Source organism: Candidatus Diapherotrites archaeon, assembly GCA_016205145.1.
GTDB lineage: Archaea > Iainarchaeota > Iainarchaeia > Iainarchaeales > JACQJH01 > JACQJH01.
Window position 1 is genome coordinate 520,034 of sequence record JACQJH010000001.1, and the last position, 23,663, is coordinate 543,696.

General features: G+C 51.5%; 27 protein-coding genes and 1 tRNA gene. 15 read left to right on the top strand and 13 right to left on the bottom strand.

Annotated elements, in window-relative coordinates:
- Nucleotides 1-15 precede the first annotated feature (15 nt).
- The 9 genes from sufB to HY394_02645 form a co-directional block, all read right to left on the bottom strand.
- The gene (gene sufB, locus HY394_02605) at nucleotides 16-1,422 is read right to left on the bottom strand and encodes a Fe-S cluster assembly protein SufB (GenBank protein ID MBI4052904.1); all 1,407 of its coding nucleotides are present in this window, start codon (nucleotides 1,420-1,422) and stop codon (nucleotides 16-18) included.
- Nucleotides 1,423-1,465: 43 nt separating this feature from the next.
- Nucleotides 1,466-2,236, bottom strand: a complete 771-nt coding sequence (gene sufC / locus HY394_02610; protein MBI4052905.1) for a Fe-S cluster assembly ATPase SufC — start codon at nucleotides 2,234-2,236, stop codon at nucleotides 1,466-1,468.
- A gap of 11 nt (nucleotides 2,237-2,247) precedes the next feature.
- Nucleotides 2,248-2,577 (bottom strand): winged helix-turn-helix transcriptional regulator, encoded by a 330-nt coding sequence (locus HY394_02615; GenBank protein MBI4052906.1) that lies wholly within the window; start codon nucleotides 2,575-2,577, stop codon nucleotides 2,248-2,250.
- 118 nt (nucleotides 2,578-2,695) lie between these two features.
- Nucleotides 2,696-3,169, bottom strand: coding sequence for a hypothetical protein (locus tag HY394_02620; GenBank protein MBI4052907.1), 474 nt, complete (start codon nucleotides 3,167-3,169; stop codon nucleotides 2,696-2,698).
- A 347-nt stretch (nucleotides 3,170-3,516) separates the two neighbouring features.
- Nucleotides 3,517-3,795 (bottom strand): 4a-hydroxytetrahydrobiopterin dehydratase, encoded by a 279-nt coding sequence (locus tag HY394_02625; protein MBI4052908.1) that lies wholly within the window; start codon nucleotides 3,793-3,795, stop codon nucleotides 3,517-3,519.
- Nucleotides 3,796-3,924: 129 nt separating this feature from the next.
- Nucleotides 3,925-4,587, bottom strand: coding sequence for a glycosyltransferase family 2 protein (locus HY394_02630; protein MBI4052909.1), 663 nt, complete (start codon nucleotides 4,585-4,587; stop codon nucleotides 3,925-3,927).
- A 73-nt stretch (nucleotides 4,588-4,660) separates the two neighbouring features.
- Nucleotides 4,661-5,515, bottom strand: coding sequence for a 2-oxoacid:ferredoxin oxidoreductase subunit beta (locus HY394_02635; protein ID MBI4052910.1), 855 nt, complete (start codon nucleotides 5,513-5,515; stop codon nucleotides 4,661-4,663).
- A gap of 21 nt (nucleotides 5,516-5,536) precedes the next feature.
- A complete protein-coding gene (locus HY394_02640) occupies nucleotides 5,537-7,429 on the bottom strand; it encodes a 2-oxoacid:acceptor oxidoreductase subunit alpha (protein ID MBI4052911.1) in 1,893 nt (630 codons plus the stop codon).
- A gap of 269 nt (nucleotides 7,430-7,698) precedes the next feature.
- Complete coding sequence (locus HY394_02645; GenBank protein ID MBI4052912.1) at nucleotides 7,699-8,637, bottom strand: SDR family oxidoreductase; 939 nt, start codon at nucleotides 8,635-8,637, stop codon at nucleotides 7,699-7,701.
- 57 nt (nucleotides 8,638-8,694) lie between these two features.
- Between HY394_02645 and HY394_02650 the strand changes: the two genes are divergently transcribed.
- On the top strand, nucleotides 8,695-9,393 hold the full coding sequence (locus HY394_02650; protein ID MBI4052913.1) for a glycosyltransferase: 699 nt from the start codon (nucleotides 8,695-8,697) through the stop codon (nucleotides 9,391-9,393).
- Between the two features lie 6 nt (nucleotides 9,394-9,399).
- The gene (locus HY394_02655) at nucleotides 9,400-11,049 is read left to right on the top strand and encodes a glycosyltransferase family 39 protein (protein MBI4052914.1); all 1,650 of its coding nucleotides are present in this window, start codon (nucleotides 9,400-9,402) and stop codon (nucleotides 11,047-11,049) included.
- A 37-nt stretch (nucleotides 11,050-11,086) separates the two neighbouring features.
- Here the strand turns inward: HY394_02655 and HY394_02660 are convergent, their stop codons facing one another.
- Nucleotides 11,087-11,776, bottom strand: coding sequence for a glycosyltransferase family 2 protein (locus tag HY394_02660; protein ID MBI4052915.1), 690 nt, complete (start codon nucleotides 11,774-11,776; stop codon nucleotides 11,087-11,089).
- Nucleotides 11,777-11,899: 123 nt separating this feature from the next.
- Between HY394_02660 and HY394_02665 the strand changes: the two genes are divergently transcribed.
- The 4 genes from HY394_02665 to HY394_02680 all read left to right on the top strand — a co-directional run bounded on the left by HY394_02665 (nucleotide 11,900) and on the right by HY394_02680 (nucleotide 12,997).
- Nucleotides 11,900-12,361, top strand: coding sequence for a hypothetical protein (locus tag HY394_02665; protein MBI4052916.1), 462 nt, complete (start codon nucleotides 11,900-11,902; stop codon nucleotides 12,359-12,361).
- 63 nt (nucleotides 12,362-12,424) lie between these two features.
- Nucleotides 12,425-12,661, top strand: coding sequence for a DUF4258 domain-containing protein (locus HY394_02670; protein ID MBI4052917.1), 237 nt, complete (start codon nucleotides 12,425-12,427; stop codon nucleotides 12,659-12,661).
- Nucleotides 12,651-12,851: a DUF2283 domain-containing protein gene (locus tag HY394_02675; protein ID MBI4052918.1), complete on the top strand. Its 201-nt coding sequence runs from the start codon at nucleotides 12,651-12,653 to the stop codon at nucleotides 12,849-12,851. Before HY394_02670 ends, HY394_02675 begins: the two co-directional genes overlap by 11 nt.
- Nucleotides 12,852-12,924: 73 nt before the next feature.
- Nucleotides 12,925-12,997, top strand: a tRNA-Arg gene (locus HY394_02680).
- A 355-nt stretch (nucleotides 12,998-13,352) separates the two neighbouring features.
- Here the strand turns inward: HY394_02680 and HY394_02685 are convergent.
- On the bottom strand, nucleotides 13,353-13,529 hold the full coding sequence (locus tag HY394_02685; GenBank protein MBI4052919.1) for a hypothetical protein: 177 nt from the start codon (nucleotides 13,527-13,529) through the stop codon (nucleotides 13,353-13,355).
- A 487-nt stretch (nucleotides 13,530-14,016) separates the two neighbouring features.
- Here HY394_02685 and HY394_02690 point away from each other — a divergent pair, with 487 nt between their 5' ends.
- The 9 genes from HY394_02690 to HY394_02730 are packed head-to-tail and all read left to right on the top strand — an operon-like array spanning nucleotide 14,017 to nucleotide 22,458.
- Complete coding sequence (locus tag HY394_02690) at nucleotides 14,017-14,370, top strand: hypothetical protein (GenBank protein MBI4052920.1); 354 nt, start codon at nucleotides 14,017-14,019, stop codon at nucleotides 14,368-14,370.
- A 10-nt stretch (nucleotides 14,371-14,380) separates the two neighbouring features.
- Nucleotides 14,381-16,150, top strand: a complete 1,770-nt coding sequence (locus HY394_02695) for a V-type ATP synthase subunit I (GenBank protein MBI4052921.1) — start codon at nucleotides 14,381-14,383, stop codon at nucleotides 16,148-16,150.
- A 41-nt stretch (nucleotides 16,151-16,191) separates the two neighbouring features.
- Nucleotides 16,192-16,428, top strand: coding sequence for a V-type ATP synthase subunit K (locus HY394_02700; protein ID MBI4052922.1), 237 nt, complete (start codon nucleotides 16,192-16,194; stop codon nucleotides 16,426-16,428).
- Entirely contained in the window at nucleotides 16,400-17,041 is a 642-nt protein-coding gene (locus tag HY394_02705; protein ID MBI4052923.1) for a hypothetical protein, read from the top strand. The genes HY394_02700 and HY394_02705 overlap by 29 nt, the downstream gene beginning before the upstream one ends.
- A complete protein-coding gene (locus HY394_02710) occupies nucleotides 17,004-18,101 on the top strand; it encodes a V-type ATPase subunit (protein ID MBI4052924.1) in 1,098 nt (365 codons plus the stop codon). Before HY394_02705 ends, HY394_02710 begins: the two co-directional genes overlap by 38 nt.
- A gap of 28 nt (nucleotides 18,102-18,129) precedes the next feature.
- Nucleotides 18,130-18,426 (top strand): V-type ATP synthase subunit F, encoded by a 297-nt coding sequence (locus HY394_02715; protein MBI4052925.1) that lies wholly within the window; start codon nucleotides 18,130-18,132, stop codon nucleotides 18,424-18,426.
- Nucleotides 18,417-20,210, top strand: a complete 1,794-nt coding sequence (locus tag HY394_02720; protein MBI4052926.1) for a V-type ATP synthase subunit A — start codon at nucleotides 18,417-18,419, stop codon at nucleotides 20,208-20,210. Before HY394_02715 ends, HY394_02720 begins: the two co-directional genes overlap by 10 nt.
- 14 nt (nucleotides 20,211-20,224) lie before the next feature.
- Nucleotides 20,225-21,829 carry a V-type ATP synthase subunit B gene (locus HY394_02725; protein ID MBI4052927.1) on the top strand — a complete coding sequence of 535 codons (1,605 nt, stop codon included), beginning with the start codon at nucleotides 20,225-20,227 and terminating at the stop codon, nucleotides 21,827-21,829.
- Nucleotides 21,830-21,834: 5 nt separating this feature from the next.
- The gene (locus HY394_02730) at nucleotides 21,835-22,458 is read left to right on the top strand and encodes a V-type ATP synthase subunit D (GenBank protein ID MBI4052928.1); all 624 of its coding nucleotides are present in this window, start codon (nucleotides 21,835-21,837) and stop codon (nucleotides 22,456-22,458) included.
- Nucleotide 22,459: 1 nt separating this feature from the next.
- Here the strand turns inward: HY394_02730 and HY394_02735 are convergent, their stop codons facing one another.
- Both HY394_02735 and HY394_02740 read right to left on the bottom strand, forming a co-directional pair.
- Nucleotides 22,460-22,804: a hypothetical protein gene (locus tag HY394_02735; protein MBI4052929.1), complete on the bottom strand. Its 345-nt coding sequence runs from the start codon at nucleotides 22,802-22,804 to the stop codon at nucleotides 22,460-22,462.
- A 67-nt stretch (nucleotides 22,805-22,871) separates the two neighbouring features.
- Entirely contained in the window at nucleotides 22,872-23,654 is a 783-nt protein-coding gene (locus tag HY394_02740) for an SDR family oxidoreductase (GenBank protein ID MBI4052930.1), read from the bottom strand.
- Nucleotides 23,655-23,663: the final 9 nt, after the last annotated feature.

A 23,663-nucleotide genomic window follows, 5' to 3' on the forward strand; every position in this document is an offset into this window, starting at 1 on the left:
GAAAGTTTTTGCCGTTCAGCCCACCGAGCCTTCCATTTCAAGGTCGATGAGCCTGTTCAATTCGACCGCGTACTCAAGGGGCAACTGCCTGATGAACGGGCTGATGAAGCCCTGAACAAGCATCCTTTTGGCTTCCTCTTCGGAAAAGCCGCGGCTTTCCATGTAGAAAAGTTTTTCCTCGTCGATTTTTGAAACGCTCGCCTCGTGCGAAACGCTTACGTCATCGTTCGCAATCGTCATGTACGGAACCGTGTCGGACGCGCTTTCCCCGTCGAGTATGAGCGCATCGCACTCGACGTTGCATTTCGAATTGTTTGCATTCGGGCCGATGCTGACGGTGCCCCTGTAAACCGTCCTGCCGCCGTCCTTGCTGATGGACTTGGAAATGATGTTCGAAAAAGTGTTGGGCGCGAGATGGTATATTTTCGCTCCGGCGTCCTGCTTCTGGCCTTTTCCTGCAAAAGCAATGCTCGTAACTTCCCCGCGCGCCCCTTCTTCCATGAGCATTATGCACGGGTATTTCATGGTCACTTTGCTTCCTATGTTGCCGTCCACCCATTCCACGCGCGCGTTCCGGAAAGCCTTCGCCCTTTTCGTGACAAGGTTGTAAACGTCATTCGACCAGTTCTGTATTGTCGTGTACCTGACGTTGGCGCCTTCCATTGCGATTATTTCGACGACCGCGGAATGCAATGCGTCAGTCGAATAAACCGGGGCGGAGCAGCCTTCAATGTAATGCACCGAGCTTCCGGGCTCGGCTATTATGAGCGTTCTTTCAAACTGGCCGAGGTTTTTTGCATTAATCCTGAAATACGCCTGCAGCGGAATCTCCACCTTCACGTCTTTCGGCACGAAAACGAACGAGCCGCCGCTCCAGACAGCTGTGTTGAGCGCGGCAAACTTGTTGTCGCCCGTCGGCACGACTGAGCCGAAAAACTTTTTCACAACCCCTTCGTATTCCCTGAGGCCGGAATCCATGTCAGTGAAAACGACTCCCTTCTCTTCAAGGTCTTTCCTTATTTTGTGGTAAATGACCTCCGAATCGTATTGCGCCCCGACTCCTGCAAGGAATTTCTGTTCGGCTTGCGGTATTCCAAGCTTGTCGAACGTGTTTTTCATTTCCTCCGGCACGTCCTCCCACCTGTCAAACTGCTTTTCGGCCGGTTTGCCGTAATAATGCATTGCCTTGAAGTCTATTCCGGACAAGTCTGAACCCCATTTGGGCAGGGGCGTGCCATCGAAGTGTTTAAGGCCGGCGAGCCTTCTTTCAAGCATCCAAGCAGGCTCGTTTTTCATTTCCGAAATCTGCCTCACGATTTTTTCGTTGAGGCCTTTCGGCGATTTGAATACAAGCTTTTCCTCGTCGTGGAAACCGTACTTGTATTCGCCTCCGAATTCCTGCTTGAGTTTTGTGTTTTCCATTTCGTTTACTTCCTTTACCATTCCATGCAAGCTTTCATTTTGTTCATTTAGCTTTTGCCGTAGCGGTTTCCGCTATTATCGGTTCGTATCCTTTTTTGTCAATTTCCAATGCGAGACCGAATTTTCCCGACTTGATTATGCGGCCATTGTGCATTACGTGCACGAAATCCGGTTTCACGTGGTTGAGGATCCTTTCATAGTGCGTTATTATGGCAATCGCCCTGTCCCTGCTTCTCAACGCGTTTATGCCGTCCGCAACGGATTTGAGCGCGTCCACGTCAAGGCCCGAGTCTATTTCGTCGAGAATGCAGAGCTTGGGCTCCAAAAGCATCATCTGCAGGATTTCGTTTCTTTTCTTTTCGCCGCCGCTGAAGCCCTCGTTGACGTTTCTCTCGGCAAGGCCTTCGGCGATCCTGAGCTTTTTCGCGTTTTCGTCGAGCACGCCGCGGAATTCCATGACCCCGATTGGCTCCAGGCCCCTCGATTTCCGGATCTCGTTCATTGCAGTGCGCGCAAACTTCGTCATTTTGACTCCCGTGAGTTCGCTCGGATACTGGAACGCCAAAAATATTCCGGCTTTCGCCCGCTCATCCGGGCTCATTCCGAGAACGTTTTTGCCTTCAAGCATTGCCTTTCCGGATTCGACTTCATAGCTTGGATGGCCCATGAGCACGTTTGCGAGGGTGCTTTTCCCGCTTCCGTTCGGGCCCATGATTGCATGCACAGTGCCTTTCTCAATGGAAAGGTTCACTCCATTGAGGATGTGCTTGCCTTCCACGCCCGCCTTTAACTCTTTGATTTCCAACAACGGCATTTTTCTTCGCCTCAGCACTGTTTGCAGTCGTTTCCGCAAAAATCCTTGATGTGGCTGTCAAGCAGTTCAAAAAGGTCCTTTTTGCCTTCCTTGTAGCCGGTAAGCAAATCGGACTTCAAAGAATATATGCGCTGCTTGCCATCGGGTTTGACTTCGACAAAATTGCATCTTTTGAGTATCTGGAGACTGTGGCTGAGCCTGCTTTGCTCTACATTGAGGTTCTTGCAGAGAACCTGCACGCTTTTAGGTCTTTCCCCCAGCTCCCTGATGATCTGCAGCCTGAGCTCGTTGCCCAATGTTTCAAGGCAATGGCTGTACGGCTTCACGACAAACTCTTTCATATGAAAGATTATTCATATTAGGCTTTTTAAAGTTTGCGGCAGGCGCGGCGTTGTGTATAAAGTCGTTTTTGTGTAAATAGTCACTAAACCGTGTAAAAAGTCTTGGCCTTTTATTTGGCTATCTTTTGCCTCTGCTTCCGCCTCTTGCGCCGTGCTGTGGGCGTGAGCTTTGAATGGATGCGCGCGCATCCCTTGCGGGCGCCTTGTACCTGCTGGTTGTGTCGGGCCTGTATCCTGAGTCATTGCGGATTTTAAGGTTTGCCAAAATTGTGGGAAAACTGCTTTTGGTTTCTCTGATGGTCATGCGTATGTTGGGGTTTCCTTTCATGAACGGCCTTACAGTTTCCAGTATTTCCCGGCCTGCCCCGAGATACGGCCTGGCATTTTGCCATGCCCTGTCCCGCACCTGGTTTGGCGTGCCTGAAAGCGCTATGAGTTCGGCGGCCAGAAAAAACTTTAATGGCGGCATGTTGTGTGCTCTGCAGAAACCGTGGATTTTTGCGACGTCCGGCACGCTGAACCTGCGCTTGTAAACATCCACGCTGCAGAACTCCATGTCGCCGGAATAAGTGTTTGGCCCGGTTGCGGCCATTGCGCCTCTAATCTGTTCCTCGTACGGCGGCGCTATGGGTGGTGTGCCGATTGTTCCGGGCGAAGTATGCCATTCCTCTTGCGCTCGTTCGGCCGGCTCAGCACTTTTTGCCGGCGGTTTTGGTTGGACGGGGCTTTGCGATTGTTCCGGTATATTGCGAAGGAGTAATGCGCCTGTGGTTGCTATGATTGCGGCGCGGGCGAGTCTTCTGCCGCGCGAGGCACGCACTCGTGCCCGCACTTTTGGCATTCTTTGCAAGCGCTGTGATGGTGTGGGTCTGGCCATGAGTAGAATAAACACTTACCCCCTATAAAAAGTTTTTGTGCCGGCTTTTGCCTTGGAATGTTTCATCCGTTGATTTTGCCGATTTTTGCCGCGAGAATGAAGTCGTTTTCGTGCAAGCCGTTGATTTTGTGCGTGTAGTTTGTCAGAGTCACGGTGCGGAATGAGATGAGCATTTCGGAATGATGCCCTTCCTCTTCGCAGATTTTTGCAACATTGTTCGCGAATTCCATTGCTTTGGCAAAGCTTTCGAATCTGAATTCTTTGCGGATCTTCGAGGCGTTTTCGATGAGTTCCCAGCCTTCAACCTGTTTCAGCATTTCAGCTGCCTTGTCCGCGTCCATCGGTGGTATGCCGCCCCGGCATGGAACGCATTTGGCTTGCGATAATTCGGTCACAAAATCATCTGCAACAGAATGGCTTTCCGGCTTTTTATTTTTTTTGCCATTTTTATGGTTTTGGCAAGGAATAACTTAGAGCCTTCTGTGAAGGTCTCTCTGCTTGCGCGCAACGCCCCTCGCATGCACCCGTTCCCTGAACTGTTCCTCGGCATTTGAAGTCCTGAATGGCTTCAGCGTGGAAATGGCGTGCGGAACCTCTTCTGTTCTGCCCTTGAATATCTCATTTAGGAATTGCTCCAGTCCGAAACCCTTTATTCCTGTTCTTGTCCTTGCTTTGTCTATAAGGTAGAGTCCCCTGTTGCTGAACGACCTTTGGCCTGAAATGTCGTATATGCTTTCGGGATTGCCTTCTTCGTTTTGGCATGCGATTGTCATGTGAACCCTTCCTTCGTGTGTGGCTTCTTCGGCGCTTGCAACAAGCTTGTCGAGGCTGTTTTTCGGCAGGCCCGTGAGGTCCGCGTCGAGCATGACCGTGGCACGTGCATTCAGCCGTATCGCCCTTCTTATCCCTGCAAAGACCGCTGTTGCCTTTCCTGCATGGCGCGGCAGGTCAATGACTTCGCAGCCCATTGAATTCGCTATTTCGGCCGTCCTGTCGGAGCTTCCGTCGTTTATGACGATTATGTGCGCGTCGATTCCGGTTTGCCGGATCAGGCTTATGGCATTGCCGATCTGTTTTTCTTCATTGTAAGCCGGAATCAGGATGACTGTTCCGGCTTCGGTTATTTCAGGCATGACAGAATATGCCTTTGTCAGTTAAAAAGTTTTTCTCCGGCACGCTGATATTGCCGGTAATGGAAAAGCAGTTTTACCTGTACGCGTCGATGAGCTTTTTCACGTCGATGTCGTTTCCGATTTTTTCCTTTGCCACCGGCCCTTTGATGTAGTTGGCGATGTCGAGATAGGATGGCTTGTCCTGTTTGTAAATCACGCCGAGCGGTATCTTGTCGGGGAATTCAAGCGCCTTGTCGATTGCCAATGCCATGTTTGTCGGGTCGTGGTCAGGGCCGAGCTTGTAAGCGCGCTGCTGAACCCACTGGTAAGTGTTAATCTTGTTGTAGGTCACGCATGGCTGCATGCAGTCAATCAATGAAAAGCCCTTGTGGTTTATGGCCTGTTTCAAAATGTCAGTGAAATGCCTGACGTCTCCCGCGAAGCCTCTTGCAACGAATGTTGCGCCGGACGCGATTGCCAAAAAAATCGGGTTGACGGGTGTTTCCGGGTTTCCGTGCGGCGTTGAAATCGTTTTCATGCCTTCCGCGCTTGTCGGCGAGGCCTGGCCTTTTGTCAGGCCGTAAATCTGGTTGTCCGCGACCATGTAGGTCATGTCGACGTTTCTTCTCATTGAGTGGATGAAGTGGCCCATGCCTATTCCGTAACCGTCTCCGTCGCCGGCGTACATCAAAACAGTCAGCTCGGGATTTGCGAGCTTCACGCCGGTAGCCACTGGCAGGCTTCTTCCGTGGATGCTGTGAATGCCATAGGTTTGAACGTAATTCGGCAGATGCGAAGCGCAGCCTATTCCGCTTGCGATTACCACGTTTTCAGGGGGAATGCCAAGCTCGGATATTGCCTGCCTCACGCCCATCAACAGGCCGAAGTCGCCGCAGCCCGGGCACCAATGGGGCTTTGCTTCGGTTATGAGCTGTTTCAATTCAACCATTTTTCAACACCATAAAAAAAATCATTTTTTGCGTTTTGGCTTTGCTTTCGCTTTTTTCTGCGCCGCTTTCGGCTTTGCGTTTTTTGCGTCAGGAAAGTTTTTCGCGGTTTTTGCTTTTTGCGATGCGATTTTTTTGATGTCTTCCGCCAAATCGTCGGGGTCGAACGGCCTGCCATCATACCTGTTGACATGGTTTTCGAGCGGTATGCCGGTTTTTTCCCTGATGAGCTTTGCCATCTGCGACATCTTGTTGGTTTCGACGTTGACAATGAGCCCTGCCTTGTTCAGGAATTCCCCGACTTCCCTGTCCGGGAAGGGGTTTGCGTAGATTATCTGCAAAAACGCGATTTTGTGCTCTGCTTTCAGCATTTCCATCGCGTCCAAAATTATGCCTTTTGTCGAGCCCCATGAAACAATGCTGATTTCGGCGTCCCCGGCATTTCCTTCAAAGTTGGTGAAAACGTTCACTGCTTTCGTGTTTATGCCGATCGCCTTGATTGCGTCAATGCCGCCTTCAAGCTTCCTGAATCTCCTGTCAACTTGTTTTATGCGCTCGTCCGCGGGTTCGTGGCTTGTGATGTCGCCGAACTCGTCGTGCTCATCAGTTGTAGCGCGGTGGATGCCGAACTTCTGGCCCGGAATAGCGCGCGGCGAAATCCCGTCCTTTGTCCCGAACAGGCTTCTCTTGAAGCGGCTGTTTTCAAAGTATTTCTGCGCTTCCTCGTCGCTTACCATCCAGCCGCGGTTTATTTTGAGGTGGTCGAACCTGAATGGCGGAACGGTTTCAAGCGAGTCAGCCAAAAATTTGTCCGTCACAATCAAAACCGGCAGCTGGAAGTGTTCGGCGATGTTGAAAGAGTCAAAGCCTGCGTAAAAGCATTCGGTCGGGTCGCCGGGGCAGATGACAACCTTGTCGAATTCGCCGTGCCCCGCATTGAGGATCATCTGCAAATCGCCCTGGTCCGTGCGGGTAGGCATGCCTGTGCTTGGCCCCGGCCTCATGGCTTCGACTGCGACAATCGGGGTTTCAAGCATGCCTGCCATGCTCAATCCTTCAACCATCAAATCGAAGCCTCCGCCGCTTGTGCCGGTCATGCTTCTCGCGCCTGCAAAGCTTGCCCCGACCACCATGTTCATTGCGGCAATCTCGTCTTCGGTCTGCTTGACCATGATGTTGTATTCCTTGTCGTGCGCTGCCACAAAATTTAGTATGCTGCTTGCCGGGGTCATTGGATATGCGGCGTAAAATTTGAGTCCGGCCTTGATCGCGCCGATTGAAATCGCGTCGTTGCCGTTGACCAGGATGTTGTCCTTCTTTCCCCTTTTTTCAAGCCTGTAAGCGAACGGCTCCTTGAATTCCCTGAAATTGTTTTTGATGAAATCGAATCCTGCGTGCGCGGCCTTGATGTTCAATTCGATTATCTTTTCGTCCTTGCCCGAAAATTGTTCCCTGAGCGCTTCTTCCAGGAAAGACATGTCGAAGCTGAGGATTGCGAAGCTTGCGCCGAGGCTTACCGTGTTGCGCACGATTTCGGGCGCGCCAAGCTGCCTTGTGATGTCAACCAATGGCACCGGATAAACGCGCACGTCTTTGCGTATGTGGCCGGTGTCCGGAACCTTGTTTGAATCGAATAAAATGCAGCCGTCCTTTGAAACCAGCGTCTGGTGCAATTTTATGGTTTCGTCGTTCAACGCCACCAGCACGCTGATGGGTTTCCTGTGCGCGGTTATCGGCTTTTCGTTTATGCGCACGTGCAAAAAGTTGTGCCCGCCCCTGATAAGCGAAGGGTATTCGCTGTTCGCGTAAGCGTACAATCCCGCCCTTTGCGCGCATTTTGCGAGCATGCTGCCTGCTGAGAGTATTCCGAATCCCGCTTCTCCCCCGACGCGCCAGGTGAGGTCGTTGACTTTCATTTTTTGCAACCTTTTTTTGCTTGAATGCCTGCAATGCACTGCATGAAACAGTGTGGAAGGCAATCAAAAATATTAGTCATTAGCCTATAAAAACCTTTTCAATTTTTTCGTTGTTCGGCAACCCAGTTTAAGGCAATCGCCGATTTACGCGCTTTCGATCGCGTGTGCCGAAACTAAGGCGCATTGCTGTTGCAACGCGCCGAGTATGCTGTTGAGCATAAGTGCTGTTGCATCAGAAACAGTGTGTAAGGGGTTTGCAGGGAGTCTGTTCAGGCTTCAGATTTTATCCATTCAGCCGTTTTTTTGAGCCCTTCGGAAAAGCCTTCCTTTGCTTCGAAGCCCAGCAGTTTTTTCGCTTTCGCCGGCGAGCCCCGTGTCTTTGGGACGTCGCCTTCGCGTTTCGGGCCGAAAACCGGCTTTAAGCTCGTGCCAAGAATTCCGTTCAGTGTTTTCACGATGTCAAGCAGGCTTGTGCTTTTTCCCGCGCAGACATTGAAGGTTTCACCGCAAGCCTTTTTGCCGGCAGTCATTGCTTTCAGGTTTGCCTCCACAACATTTGAAACATAGGTGAAGTCCCTCGCCTGCTTTCCATTGCCGTGCACTAGTGGCTGCTCTCCCGCAAGCATTTTTTTGGCAAAAATGGGTATGACGCCCGAATACTGCGATTTGGTGTCCTGCCTCGGCCCGAAGACATTGAAATAGCGCAGGCTAACCGTTTCGATTCCGAAAACGTCGTTGTAGAGCTTCAGGTATTTTTCGCCGCACAGCTTTGTCAGGGCGTAAGGCGAAACCGGCCAAGCCGCATCGGATTCCTTTTGCGGAAAGCTTTTTGCATTGCCGTAAACCGAGGAGGATGACGCGAAAACAATTCTTGAAACGCCTGTTTTCCTGCACGCTTCAAGCAGGTTCACTGTTCCGAAGTCGTTGACTTCCGCGAATTCCGCCGGGTTTTTCATGGACAACGGCACGGACCGCAAGGCGGCTTCGTGCAGCACAAAATCCGCGCCTTTGCATGCGTCCAGCAGTTCTGGCATGCTGCGCAAATCGCCTCTTATGAACTCGGCGCCTTCAACGCCGTCAAGGTTTTCCATTTTGCCGTAGCTGAGATTGTCAAACGCCCTCACGGAAAAGCCTTTTTTGGCGAGCGCTTCGCACAAATGCGAGCCGATGAAGCCGCATCCCCCGGTCACAAGAACGGTTTCCTTCATCCGCAAATAATAAGTGCAAAACCTTTAAATCTGCATTTGCGTTAAAATTTACCATAGATGCCAAAGACAATAAGCCTGCTTATTCCGGCCTACAACGAGGAAAACCGGATAGAGCCTTTTTTGCGCGAAGTCCTCGGGTATGCGAAATCCCATCCGGATGTCTTGGAGGTAATTGTAGTCAACGACGGGAGTTCGGACAAAACCCGGAAAATACTTGAAAAATACTCCAAAAAAATCAGAATACTGCTGCACGCGCACAACAAGGGCAAGGGCGCAGCCATTAAAACAGGCTGCCTTGCAGCCAAAGGCGGCAAAATAATTTTCCTTGACGCGGACGGCAGCATTCCGGCCAAGGAAATCCCCAAAATGGCGGGCGCGCTGGACAAATTTGAAATAGCCGTCGGTTCGCGCAAGGCCAAAGGCGCGAAAATAACCGTGAAACAGCCGTTGCGCAGGGTAATCGCAGGCAAGGCCTTCAATTTCATTGTCAACATTTTGTTTCCGATAAACAATTTTGACACGCTCTGCGGCTTCAAGGGCATGAGAAAGCGCATCGGAAAGGAGATTGCCTCGGAACTCATTTCAACGGACTGGGTTTTCGACGTCGAAATCCTTGCGAGAGCGCAGAAAAAGGGAATTAAGGTCGGAGTGATTCCGCTTGAATGGAAGCACATGGACGATTCGAAAATGCGCCTTGGAGGCACGTCGCTGAAAATGTTCCTCAACCTGCTGAAACTCAGGAAAGCCCTGCGGTGAAAAATCTTGGACAAAATTTTCGGCTTCGGCAAAAAAACCTGCGCAATTCTTGCGCTGATTTCGCTTGCCGGCCTTGCAATGCGTTTCCTTCTCATAAATTCCACGGACATCACGCATGACGAGGCGTTCTACGTCATTCTCGCTTACAAGCTGTTCGCGGTTCTGTGGTCGAACGCGGTTGTCCTCATCGCTTCGGCCGCACTGCTCGCCATTTTCCTCTATCTTTTCTTTGTCCGCAAGTCCTGGAAGCTTCTTGCGGCGGTTTTTGCGGTTGTCCTGTTTGTCAAATACTTTTTCAAAGTCCCGTACATCACGCACGCGCCGTCCGAATTTTTCTCCGTCGCGGTTTCAGTCGTGATTTTCCTGTCGCGCCTGCCGCCGAACGTTGCAGGCGAATTGCTCTCCTCGCTTGCGTCCATTGCCATCGCGTTCTCGGCTTTCCTGTTCGCAAGGCGCTGGTGGGGCGAGCAAACCGGTATTTTTGCCTTCGCCTTGCTCTCGCTTTCCCCTTACGCGGTTTTTTTCTCCACTGCGTCTTTCCTTGACGTTCTCGGCATGGCGTTCCTTTATTCCTCGGTTTTCCTTTTTTTCAAATCATTCGGAGACGCCAGGTTTTTTCCGGTTTCTGGCCTGCTCTTTTCGCTTGCAATCGCGACGCGCTTCACCGCCGTTCTGGCATTGCCGCTTTTCGCGCTGTTTTTTTTGGCGAAAAAAAATTCCCTGCAGAAGACTTTCCTGAACGGCGGCCGGAAGGAAGCCGCCTTGTTTGCAATCATCGTGGTTTTCACAGTGCTTTTTTACGCCGGGCTGATGAAGGAACAGTGGGAAATTTCGGCGGGCAAGACAACGATTGAGAGGAATCCGCGCGTCGACATCACTGAAGCGCATTATTCGCCTTTCGTTGCAGGCGCATTTCCGGAAAAAAGGGACGCGCTTGACCCCGGATTCATGCTGAAATTAATGGCCTTGTTTTATTCGCCGATAATCCTTTTTTTCGGCGCGCTCGCCTGTCCGCGTTTCCTCGCAGTCTCACTGTCAAGGCGCGATTTTGAAAAGCTTTTCCTGCTCGCCCTGCTTTTCGGCTTTTTCGCCTATTTCTCGTTTTTATTGCACGACCAGCGCATCAATTACCTCACGGAAATTGAAATGCCGCTCCTGCTGTTTGTTGCCGGAACGGTTTTCTGGCTTGGAAAAAGGTTTTTGCGCGCGGATTTCGCGTTCAAGGCGCTTGCCCTTGCCGCAATAGCGTTTTTTTTGGTGCAGTCTTTCGCAATCATATCCGCGCCGCGCTTTTCGGGCCTCTCGCAATTCATGCAATCCGTTCCGGATGATGCGGTTGTCTTTGCATCGGGACCGCAGAACCTTGTCCTGCACTATTACGCGAAAGCCTACGTTTATGACACGCAGATAACCAAGCCGTTCCTTGCGAAAATTCTCGGCCTGGACCTTGAACAGCTTGAGGAGTTCAGGAAAAAGGCGGACAGGATTTCCGGGAATGCGGGGGACCTAAGCGGAAAGAAGGCGGAGTTTGCGGTAATAAACAATTTCCTTGCAATGCCGGAAATCGACCTTTCCGCTTACAGGGAATGCAATGGAATCTGGTTTGAGGGCAAAAAAATGTTCAGGGTTTTCGCCCTCAACGAATGCCCGGCATGACCAGTTTGCTTTTGATCCATTCTGGCCTGATGGCTTTTCAGCCGAAAATTCTTTTTGAAACCAGGTCTAACGCAATCCTTATTCCGTCGGTTATGCCCGTGCCCTTTCCATGGTCGAGGTATTTTGACGAAACCGGGACTTCGACAAAGCGCAATTTGTGCCGCTGGATTTCGCCGAAAACCTCTGCAAGCAGGCCGTACCTGTCGATTGTAAGCTTCATTGAATCGATTGCCCTGCGGTTGAATGCGCGGTAGCCTGACTGCGTGTCAGAACACCTGATGCCGTAAAGCAGAAGCACCAGCAAATTCAGGCCGGCATTGCCCAGCTTTTTCACCACCGGCATGCGGAAATCCTTTTTCAGGAAACGCGAGCCGATTGCGATGTCGGCTTTTCCTTCAAGCACCGGCGCTGCGAGCCTCATAAGCTCTTCCGGAAAATGCTGTTCGTCCGCGTCAAGCGTGACAAAAACCCCGCTGCCAAGGGACTTTGCCTTTTCAATGCCCGTTATCGTGGCAGCGCCGACTCCCCTGTTGACCGGATGCCTCAAAGCGATGGTCCCGGCTTTTGACGCGGCTTCGAAGGTTCTGTCCGAGCTGCCGTCGTCGACCACTATGACATTGAACCTTGCATCCGGATTTTTTTTGGCAACCGAAAAAACCCTTTCAAGCACTTTGCCGATGCGCTTTTCCTCGTTGAAAGCCGGCACAATGACGCTTACGGAACCCATTTTGACAACTAGGATTTTTGGGAAAACGCCTTAATTAATGCTTTGTTTTCCGGCGCCACGGCATTGGCGCAAAAAAATTAAATACCTGTTCCGTCCAATCATTTGCATTGCCTTTTGCGGGGGATGGCACTGCCTGGAAACGGTTTCACAAGCCAAATGCACGAGATTGTCCTCAAAGAGCTTGAAAGCCCGTGGGCAAGGGACTCTTATGGCATAAAAGCCGTGCTCGAGGAAGCCCCTGTGCAACTGGCAAAAAACGGCTCGCATTGCATGGGCAAATTCGACTTCTTGGCTGAAACAAAAAACGGTTTCATCGGCTTCGAAGTTCTCACAAGGCCGACAAAAGGCAAAATCCTGGAAAAGATGGCGTACGCCGACACCGTCGACAGGTTCGTCTTCGTTTTTCCTGAAGGCAGCCTCGGCCTTTACAGGAAACCGGCGCAAAAAATCTTTGTCAAGCAATCAAAGCTCAACCGCCTTGAAAAAAAATTCTCACGCGAAAACGTCTTCGTCTGGATGCTTGACGTCTACTCGAAAAAATTCACGCAGAAAGGCAGGATTTCGGAAGTCTTCAACGTGAAATAACCGCTTCGGCAATCGCAGAAAAAACGCTTAGGCTTAAAACACTGCTTTCTGCCTTTCGATTCCATGGAAATCAGGTTTGTGCGGCATGCGCTTGAACGGATACGGGTCTATGGGATTTCCGCCGGATTTGCCGAAAACTGTCTGAAAAAACCCGATAGAATTTTTGATGGAAAGAACGGCCGCAAAATCGCCCAGAAAAGGTTAAATGGCTATGTAATGAGAATTATTTACGAAGAAAAAGAGCATTCGCTTACAGTAATAACCGTCTACAAAGCAAGGGCTGAAAGGTATGAAATATAAGTACGACAAGGAATCCGACATTCTGCTAGTTTCACTTGGCAATGAAAAGCCGGACTTTGCCGAACAGAAAGGCAACATCATAGCGCACTATTCCAAGGACAGAAGACTCGTTGAAATTGAAATCCTTGACGCTGGCAGAACAACAGCCAAAATGCGCAACGCCGTCCTGGAACAAGCAGCGAATGCATGAAACCCAATCAAGCCGGTTTGGCAAGACAACAACCTTTTAAACAATCCAAACCCAAATTACTATTTGAACATTTGGGCCTGTAGCCTAGCGGATAAGGCGCCTGCCTTCTAAGCAGGAGATCGGGGGTCCGAATCCTCCCAGGCCCGCTTTCGCGCGGGCGTGACGAAACTGACGTGCCTTGCGCGGCAAGGCACCGCGTATGCCGATTAAAGCTTCAGGGGGTTGCAAGGGGCGAATGCCCCTGCGCGCAAATCCTCCAAGGCCCGAGCCGTCGCGTCCGGCTGGTGCGAACCAAGGCGTTCTGCTATCGCAGAACGCCGAGTATGCAAAAATGCGCTTTCGTGCGGATGGTGCGAAACTGGGGCATCCGCGCTTCGCGTGACAGCCAGTATTCTTTTGCAATGCTTTCATGCGCATGGCTGACTAATGCATTATTGTTAAACCGCAATACGCCGAGCAAACTAATTTTGTAAATAAACGGACCGTGCTCTGTCTCGCCGGTCAGCGTTTCAGTATTATCCCAAAACGCCCAAGCCTTTCAACTATGTTTGCTTCCCTGGCCTGCATGTTTTCGTCATCGGCCGCAAATTGCCTTACTTGCCTCAACTCGTGGATTTCTTCCGTAAGTTTCATTATTTCGTCGGGACGAAGCAGTTGCAGGGCGCCAAGTGCCGCCATATTGAGTTGAAGTATTCTGGAATCGTTAATGGCCCGCCCAAGCCGGATAAGGGCGCCTCTTCTTCGTGCCAAATAGGTTTGTTCTTTTCCTGGACGCGTATTGGCTTCAGCATTCTTTGCCGCTTTTCCGCGCGTTTCGCTCTTGCGTCTTCTTACCCGCACTGCCCGTACAATACTTCTCTGTGTCCTTCTGGCCCGGTTTGGCTTTCTTGGTCTAAACATTTGATACACTTTGTTCTTTTTCATTTATTAACTTTTGCGGATTCGCCCCGCGCCCTGCCTTTTTTTGCGGACCGCAAAAAAACATTTGTTTTCCGTATTTTAAGTGTTTTCACGAATGCGTTCGCGCGTTTTTTCCCTTGGCCGGGAACTTTTTTAAACTGATTGCGGTTTGAGTTCTTTTACGTTTTTTTTGTTGCGGCCTGGCTTTTCAGGCCTTATTATCATGTTTGGATTGTTGTTTTTGCAGGGTTGGGGGTTGTTTTTGATGTCAGGGCATGATGTTGGCGAAGCATCCGATTTTGGTTCCTTGGACAGCATAAGCGGGGCCGAGGAAACGGCCGACAGGATTGCCGTGGAAGCGCAGAAAAAGCGCGAGCGGCTGCTTGAAAAGGCCAGGCTTGACGCCGCAAGCCTTGTGGAAAATGAAAAGCGGAATGCGCTCGCCGGCAGGGAAAAGAAAATAGTTGAGCTGAAAAAAAGCCTTGAAAAGGAGAAGGCTGCGATGGAATCCGAAACGGAAAAAAGGGTTTCCGAAATCTCGAAAAAAGCCAAGGCGCAGTCCGCAAAGGAAGTTTCGTTTCTGGCCGGCAAGTTTTTGGATGAGATAAAAAATGTTTAAGCCTAAGGCGATGGCAAAGGTCAGGATAACCGGCGTGAATTCAGGCATAAAGCCGGTCATTGAAACCCTTTTTGACCTGAAAATGCTGCACCTTGTCGACTTTGAAAAAGGGCATGCCGGCGTTCTGGATTTCGGAAAGCCGCTTGCGGACGCCGACGAATATTCCGATTTGATTGTCAAGGCCGGCTCGGTAGTTTCGCATTACCATCTGAAAGGCGAAGCCGTGCAGGTCGGGAATTTTTCCTCTGCAAAGCACAAATTTTTGCTCTTGTTCTCGGATTTTTCATCCGCGGCAACGGAACTTGCTTCGCTGAATGAAACGCGCAAAGCACTGCTGGACCGGCTCCTGGAACCCATGGCAAGGCTTTCAGTTCCGCAAAAATTCCTGCGCGAATTTTCGCATCTTTCGGTTTTCAAGGGAATTGCAAAAAAATCCGCAAGGCTCCCGCTCAATTCTGCGGGCATCCCTTTCGAGGGCACGGAAAGAAAAGCCGGCAATGATTTTGCCATGGTTTTGTTTGTCGCAAAAAGGGACGCGCAGGCAACGCGCGAAGTCCTGTCCGGCATAGGCTTTTCCGAGCAGGATTTGCCGGAAAACTTTTCCGAAAGTTCCCTGCGGAACGAGCTTGTTTCAACGGAAAGGAGAATCGCGGAAAAGCAGGCCATAATAGAATCCATCGGAAAAAACAATTCCGGCTTCCTGCTCGACTTCGCGTTTTCAGTGAAACGGCTCAATGAAATAGCCGAAACGCCTTTGCGCTTCGGTTCCACGAAAAACGCGTTTGTCGCAACCGGCTGGGTTTTGCAGGAAAAAGCGGATGCTTTGAAGGCAAGGCTCGGCAGGTTCGAAGGCAGGGTTTCGGTTGAATTTTCCGGTTCCAAGGCGGGCGCGCCGATTGCATTGGACAATCCGAAGGTTGTCAGGCCGTTCGAGTTTTTCCTCGACCTTTACACTTTTCCGAGATACGGCGAAATCGACCCTTCGATAATAGTTTTCATCACGTTCCCTTTGTTCTTCGGCTTCATGCTCGGAGACGTGGGCTATGGCGTTGTTTCACTCGCATTGTTTGCATTCCTTGCGAAGAAAATGAAGGGAAAGGCGAAAACTCTGCCGCTCATCCTCATGTGGGCGTCGATTGCCTCGATTATTTTCGGATTTGTTTTCGCGGAATTCTTCGGATGGGAATTCATGCATCCCCTGATTCCGAGGGCGCATGAGCCGACGCTCATGCTCGGCATTGCCGTGCTTGTCGGCGCAATCCATTTGAATCTCGGCCTGCTCATCGGCTTTTACAATGAACTGCAGTCGCATGGCTTCAGGCACGCCTTTTTCGCAAAAATTTCCTGGATTGTTCTGCAGGCGGGCGTCGCATTGCTCGCGCTTGACGGCACGGGCATAATGAAAGTCGGCTTTGTTCCCGGCATGGTTCTGGTGCTTGCGGCAGTGGCAATGCTTTACCTTGGAGAGGGCGCAAAGGGCATAGTTGAATTGCCCGCGATTTTTTCAAACATGCTTTCGTATGCGAGGCTGTTTGCGGTCGGATTGTCGTCGGTGAGCATTGCGTTGGTCGTCAACAAGATTGCAGGTTCGCTTGTGCCGATGGGCCCGGTTGGATGGGTTGGCGTGGTTGTTGTCCTGTTCATAGGGCACACCCTGAATCTCGGCCTCGGCATTCTCGGTCCCGGCCTGCATTCTTTGAGGCTGCATTACGTTGAATTTTTCAGCAAGTTCTTCCATGGCGGGGGGAAAAAGTTTTCGCCTTTCGGCGCGGAGGATTGAAAACTCATGTTTACCATAACCGGTTTTTGGAGGTTGAAAAAATGGTAGAATTGAACACAGGTCTTGTCGCGGTCGGCGCGGCAGTAGCAATCGCAGGAACCGCCTTTGCAGCGGCATGGGCTGAAAAGGAAATCGGAACGGCTGGCATTGGCGCAATAGCCGAAAAGCCCGAATTGTTCGGAAACGTCCTCATACTGACGGTCATTCCGGAAACAATCGTGATTTTCGGCTTGGTCATAGCGTTCCTGATTGTCGGATTGGGCGGCGGCGCGGCTTAAACGCATCAGGAACATTTCCGCCCTTTTCGGGCAGGAAGGTCAGACGATGTCATTGGACAAGGTAGCAAGGGAAATAATCGCGGAAGCCGAGGCAAGGGCTTCAGAGCTTGGCGGGCAGGCGGACGAAGAGGCAAGGCAGATAATGGCTGAGGCCAAAAAGAACGCAGCAGTCCAGGCCGAAGAAATTGAAACGCATTCGCAGGCAAGGCTCGAGGATCTCAGGCGCACGGAGCTGTCCGCTTTCAGGCTTGAGCAGAACAAGCGCATAATAACGGAAAAAAAGCGCGCATTGGAGGAAATTTTTTCCGGGGCCGAAAAGGAAATTTCCGGCATGGATTCCAAAAAGCGCGCCGAAATAACCGTCAAGCTGTGCAGGAAAGGCCTGCTTGAACTGCCGGACGCAAAATTCGTTTACTCGAACGCAAAGGACAGGGAAATTGCGTCAACAGTCAAGGGCCTGAAATTCAAATCAACCATTGACTGCCTCGGCGGCGTAGTGCTCGAAAACGAGGATGGAAGCGTGCGCGTCAATTGCACGTTCGAGGAAATTTTCGCAAAGGTTAAGGAGGAAAGCCTTGATGCAGTCGCCCAAAGGGTTCTCGGAAAAGCCTGAAGGCAAACTTCTTTCCGGCAGGGCCGGCGGGTTTGCCGCGCAAGCGCAGGAAACGCCCGCGCCAAGGCGCTTTGCAAGCCGCAAGGCGGGCTTCTGGGACAGGCTTCGCATTAGTGCGGCGGAAAAAAAGTTTGCGGCGAAAAAATTCCTCAAAAAACTCGGGGGAACTTCGGGCTACCCTTACACTAACACGCGCGTCAGGGTAATGAAGACAAGGCTCCTGAAGGAAAACGATTTCCGCAAAATGCTGAAAATGTCTGTGCCGGAACTCGCAGCATACCTGAACGGTTCGGATTACGGCCGCGAAATTTCAGGGCTTGCGCCGATGTTCGAGGGTTCCAATCTTCTGGAATACAGCCTTAACCGCAATCTTGAGAACACTTTCAACAAAATCCTCACGTTTTCAATCAAGTCGCCCGGAGAGCAGGCAAAGCTTTACCTTAAACGCTTCGATATTTTCAATGTCAAGACTTTCCTGAGGGGAAAGTTTTCCGGCAAATCCAACGAAGACATCCTCCTCGAACTGGTTTGTGCCGGCAGCCTGAAGCGCGAATTCTTCGAAAAGGCATGCAGGGAATCGGATGGCTTGGAAGGGGCGGTTGCGCAGTTGAAGGCAACGGAATTTTTTGAAATCGCCACGGCATTCAAGAAAGATTTGTCAAAGCTTGAGGACGAGCTTGACAAATACTATTATGAAAAGGTTTTCGTGGAATCGGAGGCCGAGCTTGAAAACTTCATTTCCGACGAGATTTTAGTGAAAAACACGCTCAACAGGCTGAGGGCAAGGAAAAGCGAGTTGAAAATGGCGCAGCTGCCGCGCGGGTCTAAAAGGAAAATCGTCCTGCCAAAGGAAGGCGATTGCGTCGAAAACAGGGTTTTCCTGAAACAGTTCCTGCTCAAGCGCGGCTATGAAATGGTGAACATGTACAAGCGTAGCATCAGGCCGGTTCTCGGCTATTTCATTGCAAAGGAAAATGAAATAGGAAACATCAGGATGATTGTGAGGGGCAAGTCTTCGGGCCTTGCCGCGGAAATGATTGAACAGCAATTGGTGTTTTGAAAATGGCTGTTTTGATTGGGGTGTTTTTATGCAGATAGCGGTTCTGGGCAGCGACGATTTTGTCACGGGCTTCAGGCTTTCAGGCGTGTCCCACGTTTTTTCATCCGAGGGAAAGCTTGACGGAAAGGTTGAGGAAGCCCTTGGCGTCAGGGAAATCGGAGTGCTTGTCATGGAAGAAGGCGCGTTCGGCGCCCTGAACAACAGGACGAAAAAAAGGCTTGAAAAGCTTGTCAAGCCCGTCATTGTCACGGTTTCAGGCAAGGGCAAGGAAACGAACCTGAGGGAAATGATTAAGCGGAGCATCGGGGTGGATTTATGGAAATGACTTCAACCAAAAGCAGGGAAAGCAAGGCGAAAATTTACAGGATTTCCGGTCCGGTCGTGGTCGCGGAAGGCCTCAACGCAAGGATTTACGACCTTGTCAAGGTCGGCGACGAAAAACTTTTGGGCGAAGTCATCCAGATCAACGGCAGCCGAACCACAATCCAGGTTTACGAGGAAACAACCGGCCTGAGGCCCGACGAGCCGGTTGAAAACACCGGCGCGCCGCTTTCAGTTGAACTCGGCCCCGGCCTGCTTTCGCAGATTTATGATGGAATTCAGAGGCCATTGCCAAGCCTTTCGAAAATAATGGGTGATTTTATCAAGCGCGGCGTCTCCGTGCCGGCCTTGGACGAGAAAAAGAAATGGGAATTCAAGCCGACTGCAAAAAAAGGCGACAATGTTTCCGGTGGCGACATTCTCGGCACGGTGCAGGAAACAAAGTTCATTTCCCACAAAATACTGGTGCCGCCGAAGGTTTCGGGAAAAATCAAAGGCATTTCTTCCGGCAATTTTACGATCCGCGAATCCGTTGCCGAGCTTGACTCCGGCGAAAAGCTTTTCCTTTCGCACAAGTGGCCTGTCAGGAAACCGAGGCCCGTTAAGGAAAAACTCCTGCCCGAAATCCCGCTCATAACCGGGCAGAGGATTCTTGATGCGCTGTTCCCGATTGCAAAGGGCGGAGCAGGCGCGATTCCCGGCCCATTCGGCTCGGGAAAAACCGTTACACAACAGCAGCTTGCGAAATGGTCTGACGCTGAAATCGTCGTTTACATCGGCTGCGGCGAGCGCGGAAACGAAATGACAGAGGTTTTGACGGAATTCCCGGAACTGCAGGACGTCAGGACCGGTGCGCCGCTGATGGAGCGCACTGTGCTGATTGCAAACACTTCCAACATGCCGGTTGCCGCGCGAGAGGCTTCTGTTTACACGGGCATGACGATCGCGGAATATTTCAGGGACCAGGGCTTTGACGTTTCATTGATGGCTGATTCCACTTCAAGGTGGGCGGAAGCAATGCGTGAAATTTCCTCGCGCCTGGAAGAGATGCCGGGCGAGGAAGGCTATCCCGCTTACCTTGCCGCAAGGCTTGCGGAATTTTATGAAAGGGCCGGTCGCGTAATTTGCCTTGAAAGCGGAAATGCCGGAACCGGCAAGGATGCAAAGCGCGTTGGCAGCGTTACGGCGATCGGCGCGGTTTCTCCGCCGGGCGGGGATTTTTCCGAGCCTGTGACGCAGAACACGCTGAAAATCACAAAGGTTTTCTGGGCACTGGACGCGAAGCTTGCGCAGAGGCGCCATTTTCCAGCAATCAACTGGCTCAACTCTTACAGCCTTTACACCAACTTTTTGGAAAAATGGTATTCCGACAACATTGCGCAGGATTTCGGCGAAGTGAGGGCAAACGCAATGCGCATTCTCCAGCAGGAATCTTCGCTGCAGGAAATCGTGCAGCTTGTCGGCAGCGATGCCCTGCCTGAAAAGGAACAGCTTACGCTGGAAGTGGCACGGCTGATACGCGAAGGCTTTTTGCAGCAGAACGCCTATCACGAGGTTGACAGTTTCTGCAGCCTCAAAAAGCAGTATGCGATTCTCAAGGCGATAATAAGGTACTTTGACCTTGCGCAGGCCGCGCTTGAATCCGGCGCGCAGGTTTCGTCCATTGCGGGATTGGAAAGCAAGTCCAGGCTCGCAAAAGTCTGCCTTGTCGAGGAATCGAAGTTTGCAGCGGAACTCAAAAAAATCGAGTCCGAAATGGAATCCGAATTCAGGAACATTGCGGTTTAAGGGAGTTGACGAAAATGAAGGAATACAGGACAATCACAAGGGTTGCAGGGCCGCTGGTTTTTGTTGAAAAAACGCACAATGTCGCGTACGGCGAACTCGTCGAAATAGACCTTGGCGGCGAAAAGAAAAACGGCCAGGTCTTGGACACGTCAAAGGACATCGTTGTGGTGCAGGTCTTCGAGGGCACATCCGGCATTGAACGCAGTTCAATCGTGAAGTTCACCGGCAAGACAATCAAGCTGAACTGCTCGAAGGAACTGCTCGGCAGGGTCTTGTCCGGCCTCGGAAAGCCCTTGGACAACGGCCCGGAAATCATTCCGGATGAAAAGCGCGACGTGAACGGCGCCGCAATCAACCCGTTTTCAAGGGCGCCTCCGCGCGATTTCGTGCAGACCGGCGTTTCAACAATCGACGGCATGAACACTCTTGTGAAAGGCCAGAAGCTTCCGATTTTTTCCGCGGCAGGCCTGCCCCACAATGACATCGCATTGCAGATTGCAAGGCAGGCTAAAGTCGAGGGCAACTTTGCAGTTGTCTTTGCCGCAATGGGCATAACGAATGAGGAAGCCCAGCAGTTCATCCGCGACTTCGAGCAGACCGGCGCATTGGAACGCACGGTGGTCTTCCTGAACCTGGCTGACGACCCGGCAATTGAAAGGATCGTAACGCCAAGAATGGCGCTCACGGCCGCAGAGTATCTGGCTTACTCGCATGAAATGAACGTTCTCGTCATTCTCACGGACCTGACAAATTACTGCGAGGCATTGCGTGAAATCGGCGCTGCGCGCGAAGAGGTTCCCGGCAGAAGGGGCTATCCAGGTTACATGTACACGGACCTTGCGTCAATATATGAAAGGGCCGGCCTCATCAAGGGCAAGGCCGGAAGCGTAACGCAGATTCCAATTCTTACAATGCCAGGCGACGACATCACGCACCCTATTCCGGACCTGACAGGTTACATCACTGAAGGCCAGATCGTGCTTGGCAGGGACCTTCACAGGAACGGCATATATCCGCCGATTGACGTCCTGCCATGCCTCAGCAGGCTGATGAACGCGGGCATCGGAAAGGGAAAGACTCGCGAGGACCACAAGGCCGTAAGCAATCAGATGTATGCCGGCTATGCGGAAGGCCGCTCATTGCGCGGCTTGGTTGCGATTGTCGGCGAGGAAGCCTTGTCTGAAAGGGACCAGCGTTTCCTTGCATTCGCAAAGGCGTTCGAGGACAAGTTTGTCAGGCAGGGCAAATATGAAAACCGCTCAATAGTTGAAACCCTGAATCTCGGCTGGAAGCTGCTGACAATGCTGCCCAAATCCGAGCTGACGAGAATTGACGACGCGCTGATTGAAAAATATTCAAGGGAACTCGGCTTGAAGTTTTATGTTCCGAAGGGCAAGGAAGCGGAAGCGTCGTCCCAGGCCGGGCCGGAAAACGAAGCCGGAAAACCGGAAACAAAAGAGAATTCCGGAAAACATGAATCAACTGTCCGCGGCAAAGCGGAAGCAAAACAGCCTTCCGCGAATTCCGCAGCCAAAAAAAAGCCTTCGCCAGCCCAAGCGCCCAAAGCCGCGGCAAAAAAAGTTGCCGGCCATGCAAAAAAGAAAAATAAGCGAAAGTGAAACAAATGTCCGACATCAAGCCGACACGCTCCGAGCTGATCCAGCTCAAAAAAAAGGTGAAGCTTGCCCAGTCCGGGCACTCGCTTTTGAAAAAAAAGCGCGACGGCCTCATAAAGGAATTCTTCGGCGTGCTGAACGAGGCGAAAAAATCGAAATCCGCATTGCAGGAAAACTATTCCATTGCAATGCAGGCGATCGCCCTTGCAAGGGCGGTCGACGGCACGTCGACAGTCAAGTCCGCGTCCTTTGCCCTCAAACAGCCCGCGGAAATCGAGCTTGAAACGCGCAATGTCATGGGCATAATCGTGCCGAAAATCCGGTCAGAGCACCATGTGAAAGAATTCCACGAGCGCGGCTACGGCGTTCTGGGAACTTCGGGTTACATTGACGATGCCGCGGAATCGTACGAAAAGGTTTTGGGAAACATAATTACGGCGGCTGAAATCGAAACGACCCTGAAAAAGCTTTTGCGTGAAATCGACAAGACCAAGCGCAGGGTCAACGCACTGGAATTCAAGGTCATACCTGAAATGAAGGCTGACGCGAAATTCATTGCATTGCGCCTCGAAGAAATGGAGCGCGAGGACGTCTTCAGGCTCAAAAAAATCAAGAAAAAGGAAAAAAGCTAGGTCAGGCGCCTTTTTTTGTCGTCCTAATTTTGGGCAGATGTTCCTGCTTGAATAGTTCATCCAATGCGTGCCCTTGCGGGTGCGGAGAAAAGCGCCCGGTTTCATGTTCCCGCCATCGTTCAGGCCTGATGTGCGCAACATGTGCCAAAAGCAAATCCGCTATTTCCCTGCCATGTTCCGTCAAATGTTCCAAGTTGACGGTGCGGCTGCTTGGAACAATCGTGCCGTTGGGCCGCCTTAGGCCGAGGCCGACAACAAGCCGGCGTGCTTCTCCCCCGCCGAGCTGTGCGCCATGCCTCACTAAAAGGTGGTATTCTCCGGTGTGTTTTATTGGCTTTCCGGGCATCAGTAATTTCTATTGGCGTTTTACGTATTTAAAACTAATCATGCCGATTTCGGAATGCTTTGCGCTTTCAAAACAGTCCGCCTGCCTTTCCGCCGTCGGCCTGGATTGAAACTCCGGTCAAAAAGCATTTGTCCGAAGCCAAAAAGCTCACAAGCTCGGCAAGTTCCTGCGGCGACTGCAGCCTGCCCATCGGAATGCCTGCGGCGATTTCCTTTTCCACTTCTGCAATGCTCTGCCCATCCTTCCTTCTGCGTTCCATGAGCTGCACGTACCTGTCAGTCTTGAACGCGCCCGGCAGAACGCTGTTTATGAAAACGTTTTTGTGCGCGAACTCCCTTGACAGCGACTTTGAAAGGCTCACAACGCCGGCGCGGTAAACGTTTGACAAAACAAGCAAGTCGTTCGGTTCCTTGACCGTGAGAGACGCCAGATTGATCACTCGGCCGAAACCCTGCTCTGCCATCAATGGCACAATCCGCCTGTTCAGCCTCGCGACGGACAGCAAAAGCTGTTCGTGCGCATGCAAAAAATCCTCGTCCGACAACTCGAAAAAAGTTCCCGGCTTCGGCCCGCCCGTGTTGTTGACAAGAATGTCGACTCTGCCGAACCTTTTCACGGCGCGTTCAACAAGATTTTCAATTTCCTCCGCCCGGTTCAAATCGCATTTTTGCGCGAAAACGTTTTCCGGACCGGATTTTTCGGCAAGCGCCTTTTCGGCCTTTTCCAAATTCTCCTCGTTGTGCGAGCAGATGCAAACCCTTGCATTGTCCCTGAGCAGGGTTTCCGCGCACGCAAAGCCGAGGCCCTTGCTTGCGCCGCAAACCAGCGCAACCCGTTTCCCGTGGTCCATGAACAGTTT

Bases quoted from the DNA above. Each gene is read 5' to 3' on its own strand.
- HY394_02640 (MBI4052911.1), bottom strand. From the start codon at position 7,429: ATGAAAGTCAACGACCTCACCTGGCGCGTCGGGGGAGAAGCGGGATTC.
- HY394_02730 (MBI4052928.1), top strand. From the start codon at position 21,835: ATGTCCGACATCAAGCCGACACGCTCCGAGCTGATCCAGCTCAAAAAA.
- HY394_02615 (MBI4052906.1), bottom strand. From the start codon at position 2,577: ATGAAAGAGTTTGTCGTGAAGCCGTACAGCCATTGCCTTGAAACATTG.
- HY394_02630 (MBI4052909.1), bottom strand. From the start codon at position 4,587: ATGCCTGAAATAACCGAAGCCGGAACAGTCATCCTGATTCCGGCTTAC.
- HY394_02715 (MBI4052925.1), top strand. From the start codon at position 18,130: ATGCAGATAGCGGTTCTGGGCAGCGACGATTTTGTCACGGGCTTCAGG.
- HY394_02690 (MBI4052920.1), top strand. From the start codon at position 14,017: ATGTCAGGGCATGATGTTGGCGAAGCATCCGATTTTGGTTCCTTGGAC.
- HY394_02670 (MBI4052917.1), top strand. From the start codon at position 12,425: ATGGAAATCAGGTTTGTGCGGCATGCGCTTGAACGGATACGGGTCTAT.
- HY394_02645 (MBI4052912.1), bottom strand. From the start codon at position 8,637: ATGAAGGAAACCGTTCTTGTGACCGGGGGATGCGGCTTCATCGGCTCG.
- HY394_02635 (MBI4052910.1), bottom strand. From the start codon at position 5,515: ATGGTTGAATTGAAACAGCTCATAACCGAAGCAAAGCCCCATTGGTGC.
- HY394_02665 (MBI4052916.1), top strand. From the start codon at position 11,900: ATGGCACTGCCTGGAAACGGTTTCACAAGCCAAATGCACGAGATTGTC.
- HY394_02620 (MBI4052907.1), bottom strand. From the start codon at position 3,169: ATGGCCGCAACCGGGCCAAACACTTATTCCGGCGACATGGAGTTCTGC.
- HY394_02735 (MBI4052929.1), bottom strand. From the start codon at position 22,804: ATGCCCGGAAAGCCAATAAAACACACCGGAGAATACCACCTTTTAGTG.
- HY394_02740 (MBI4052930.1), bottom strand. From the start codon at position 23,654: ATGGACCACGGGAAACGGGTTGCGCTGGTTTGCGGCGCAAGCAAGGGC.
- HY394_02700 (MBI4052922.1), top strand. From the start codon at position 16,192: ATGGTAGAATTGAACACAGGTCTTGTCGCGGTCGGCGCGGCAGTAGCA.
- HY394_02660 (MBI4052915.1), bottom strand. From the start codon at position 11,776: ATGGGTTCCGTAAGCGTCATTGTGCCGGCTTTCAACGAGGAAAAGCGC.
- HY394_02685 (MBI4052919.1), bottom strand. From the start codon at position 13,529: ATGGCGGCACTTGGCGCCCTGCAACTGCTTCGTCCCGACGAAATAATG.
- sufC (MBI4052905.1), bottom strand. From the start codon at position 2,236: ATGCCGTTGTTGGAAATCAAAGAGTTAAAGGCGGGCGTGGAAGGCAAG.
- sufB (MBI4052904.1), bottom strand. From the start codon at position 1,422: ATGGAAAACACAAAACTCAAGCAGGAATTCGGAGGCGAATACAAGTAC.
- HY394_02625 (MBI4052908.1), bottom strand. From the start codon at position 3,795: ATGGACGCGGACAAGGCAGCTGAAATGCTGAAACAGGTTGAAGGCTGG.
- HY394_02695 (MBI4052921.1), top strand. From the start codon at position 14,381: ATGGCAAAGGTCAGGATAACCGGCGTGAATTCAGGCATAAAGCCGGTC.
- HY394_02650 (MBI4052913.1), top strand. From the start codon at position 8,695: ATGCCAAAGACAATAAGCCTGCTTATTCCGGCCTACAACGAGGAAAAC.
- HY394_02725 (MBI4052927.1), top strand. From the start codon at position 20,225: ATGAAGGAATACAGGACAATCACAAGGGTTGCAGGGCCGCTGGTTTTT.
- HY394_02675 (MBI4052918.1), top strand. From the start codon at position 12,651: ATGAAATATAAGTACGACAAGGAATCCGACATTCTGCTAGTTTCACTT.
- HY394_02720 (MBI4052926.1), top strand. From the start codon at position 18,417: ATGGAAATGACTTCAACCAAAAGCAGGGAAAGCAAGGCGAAAATTTAC.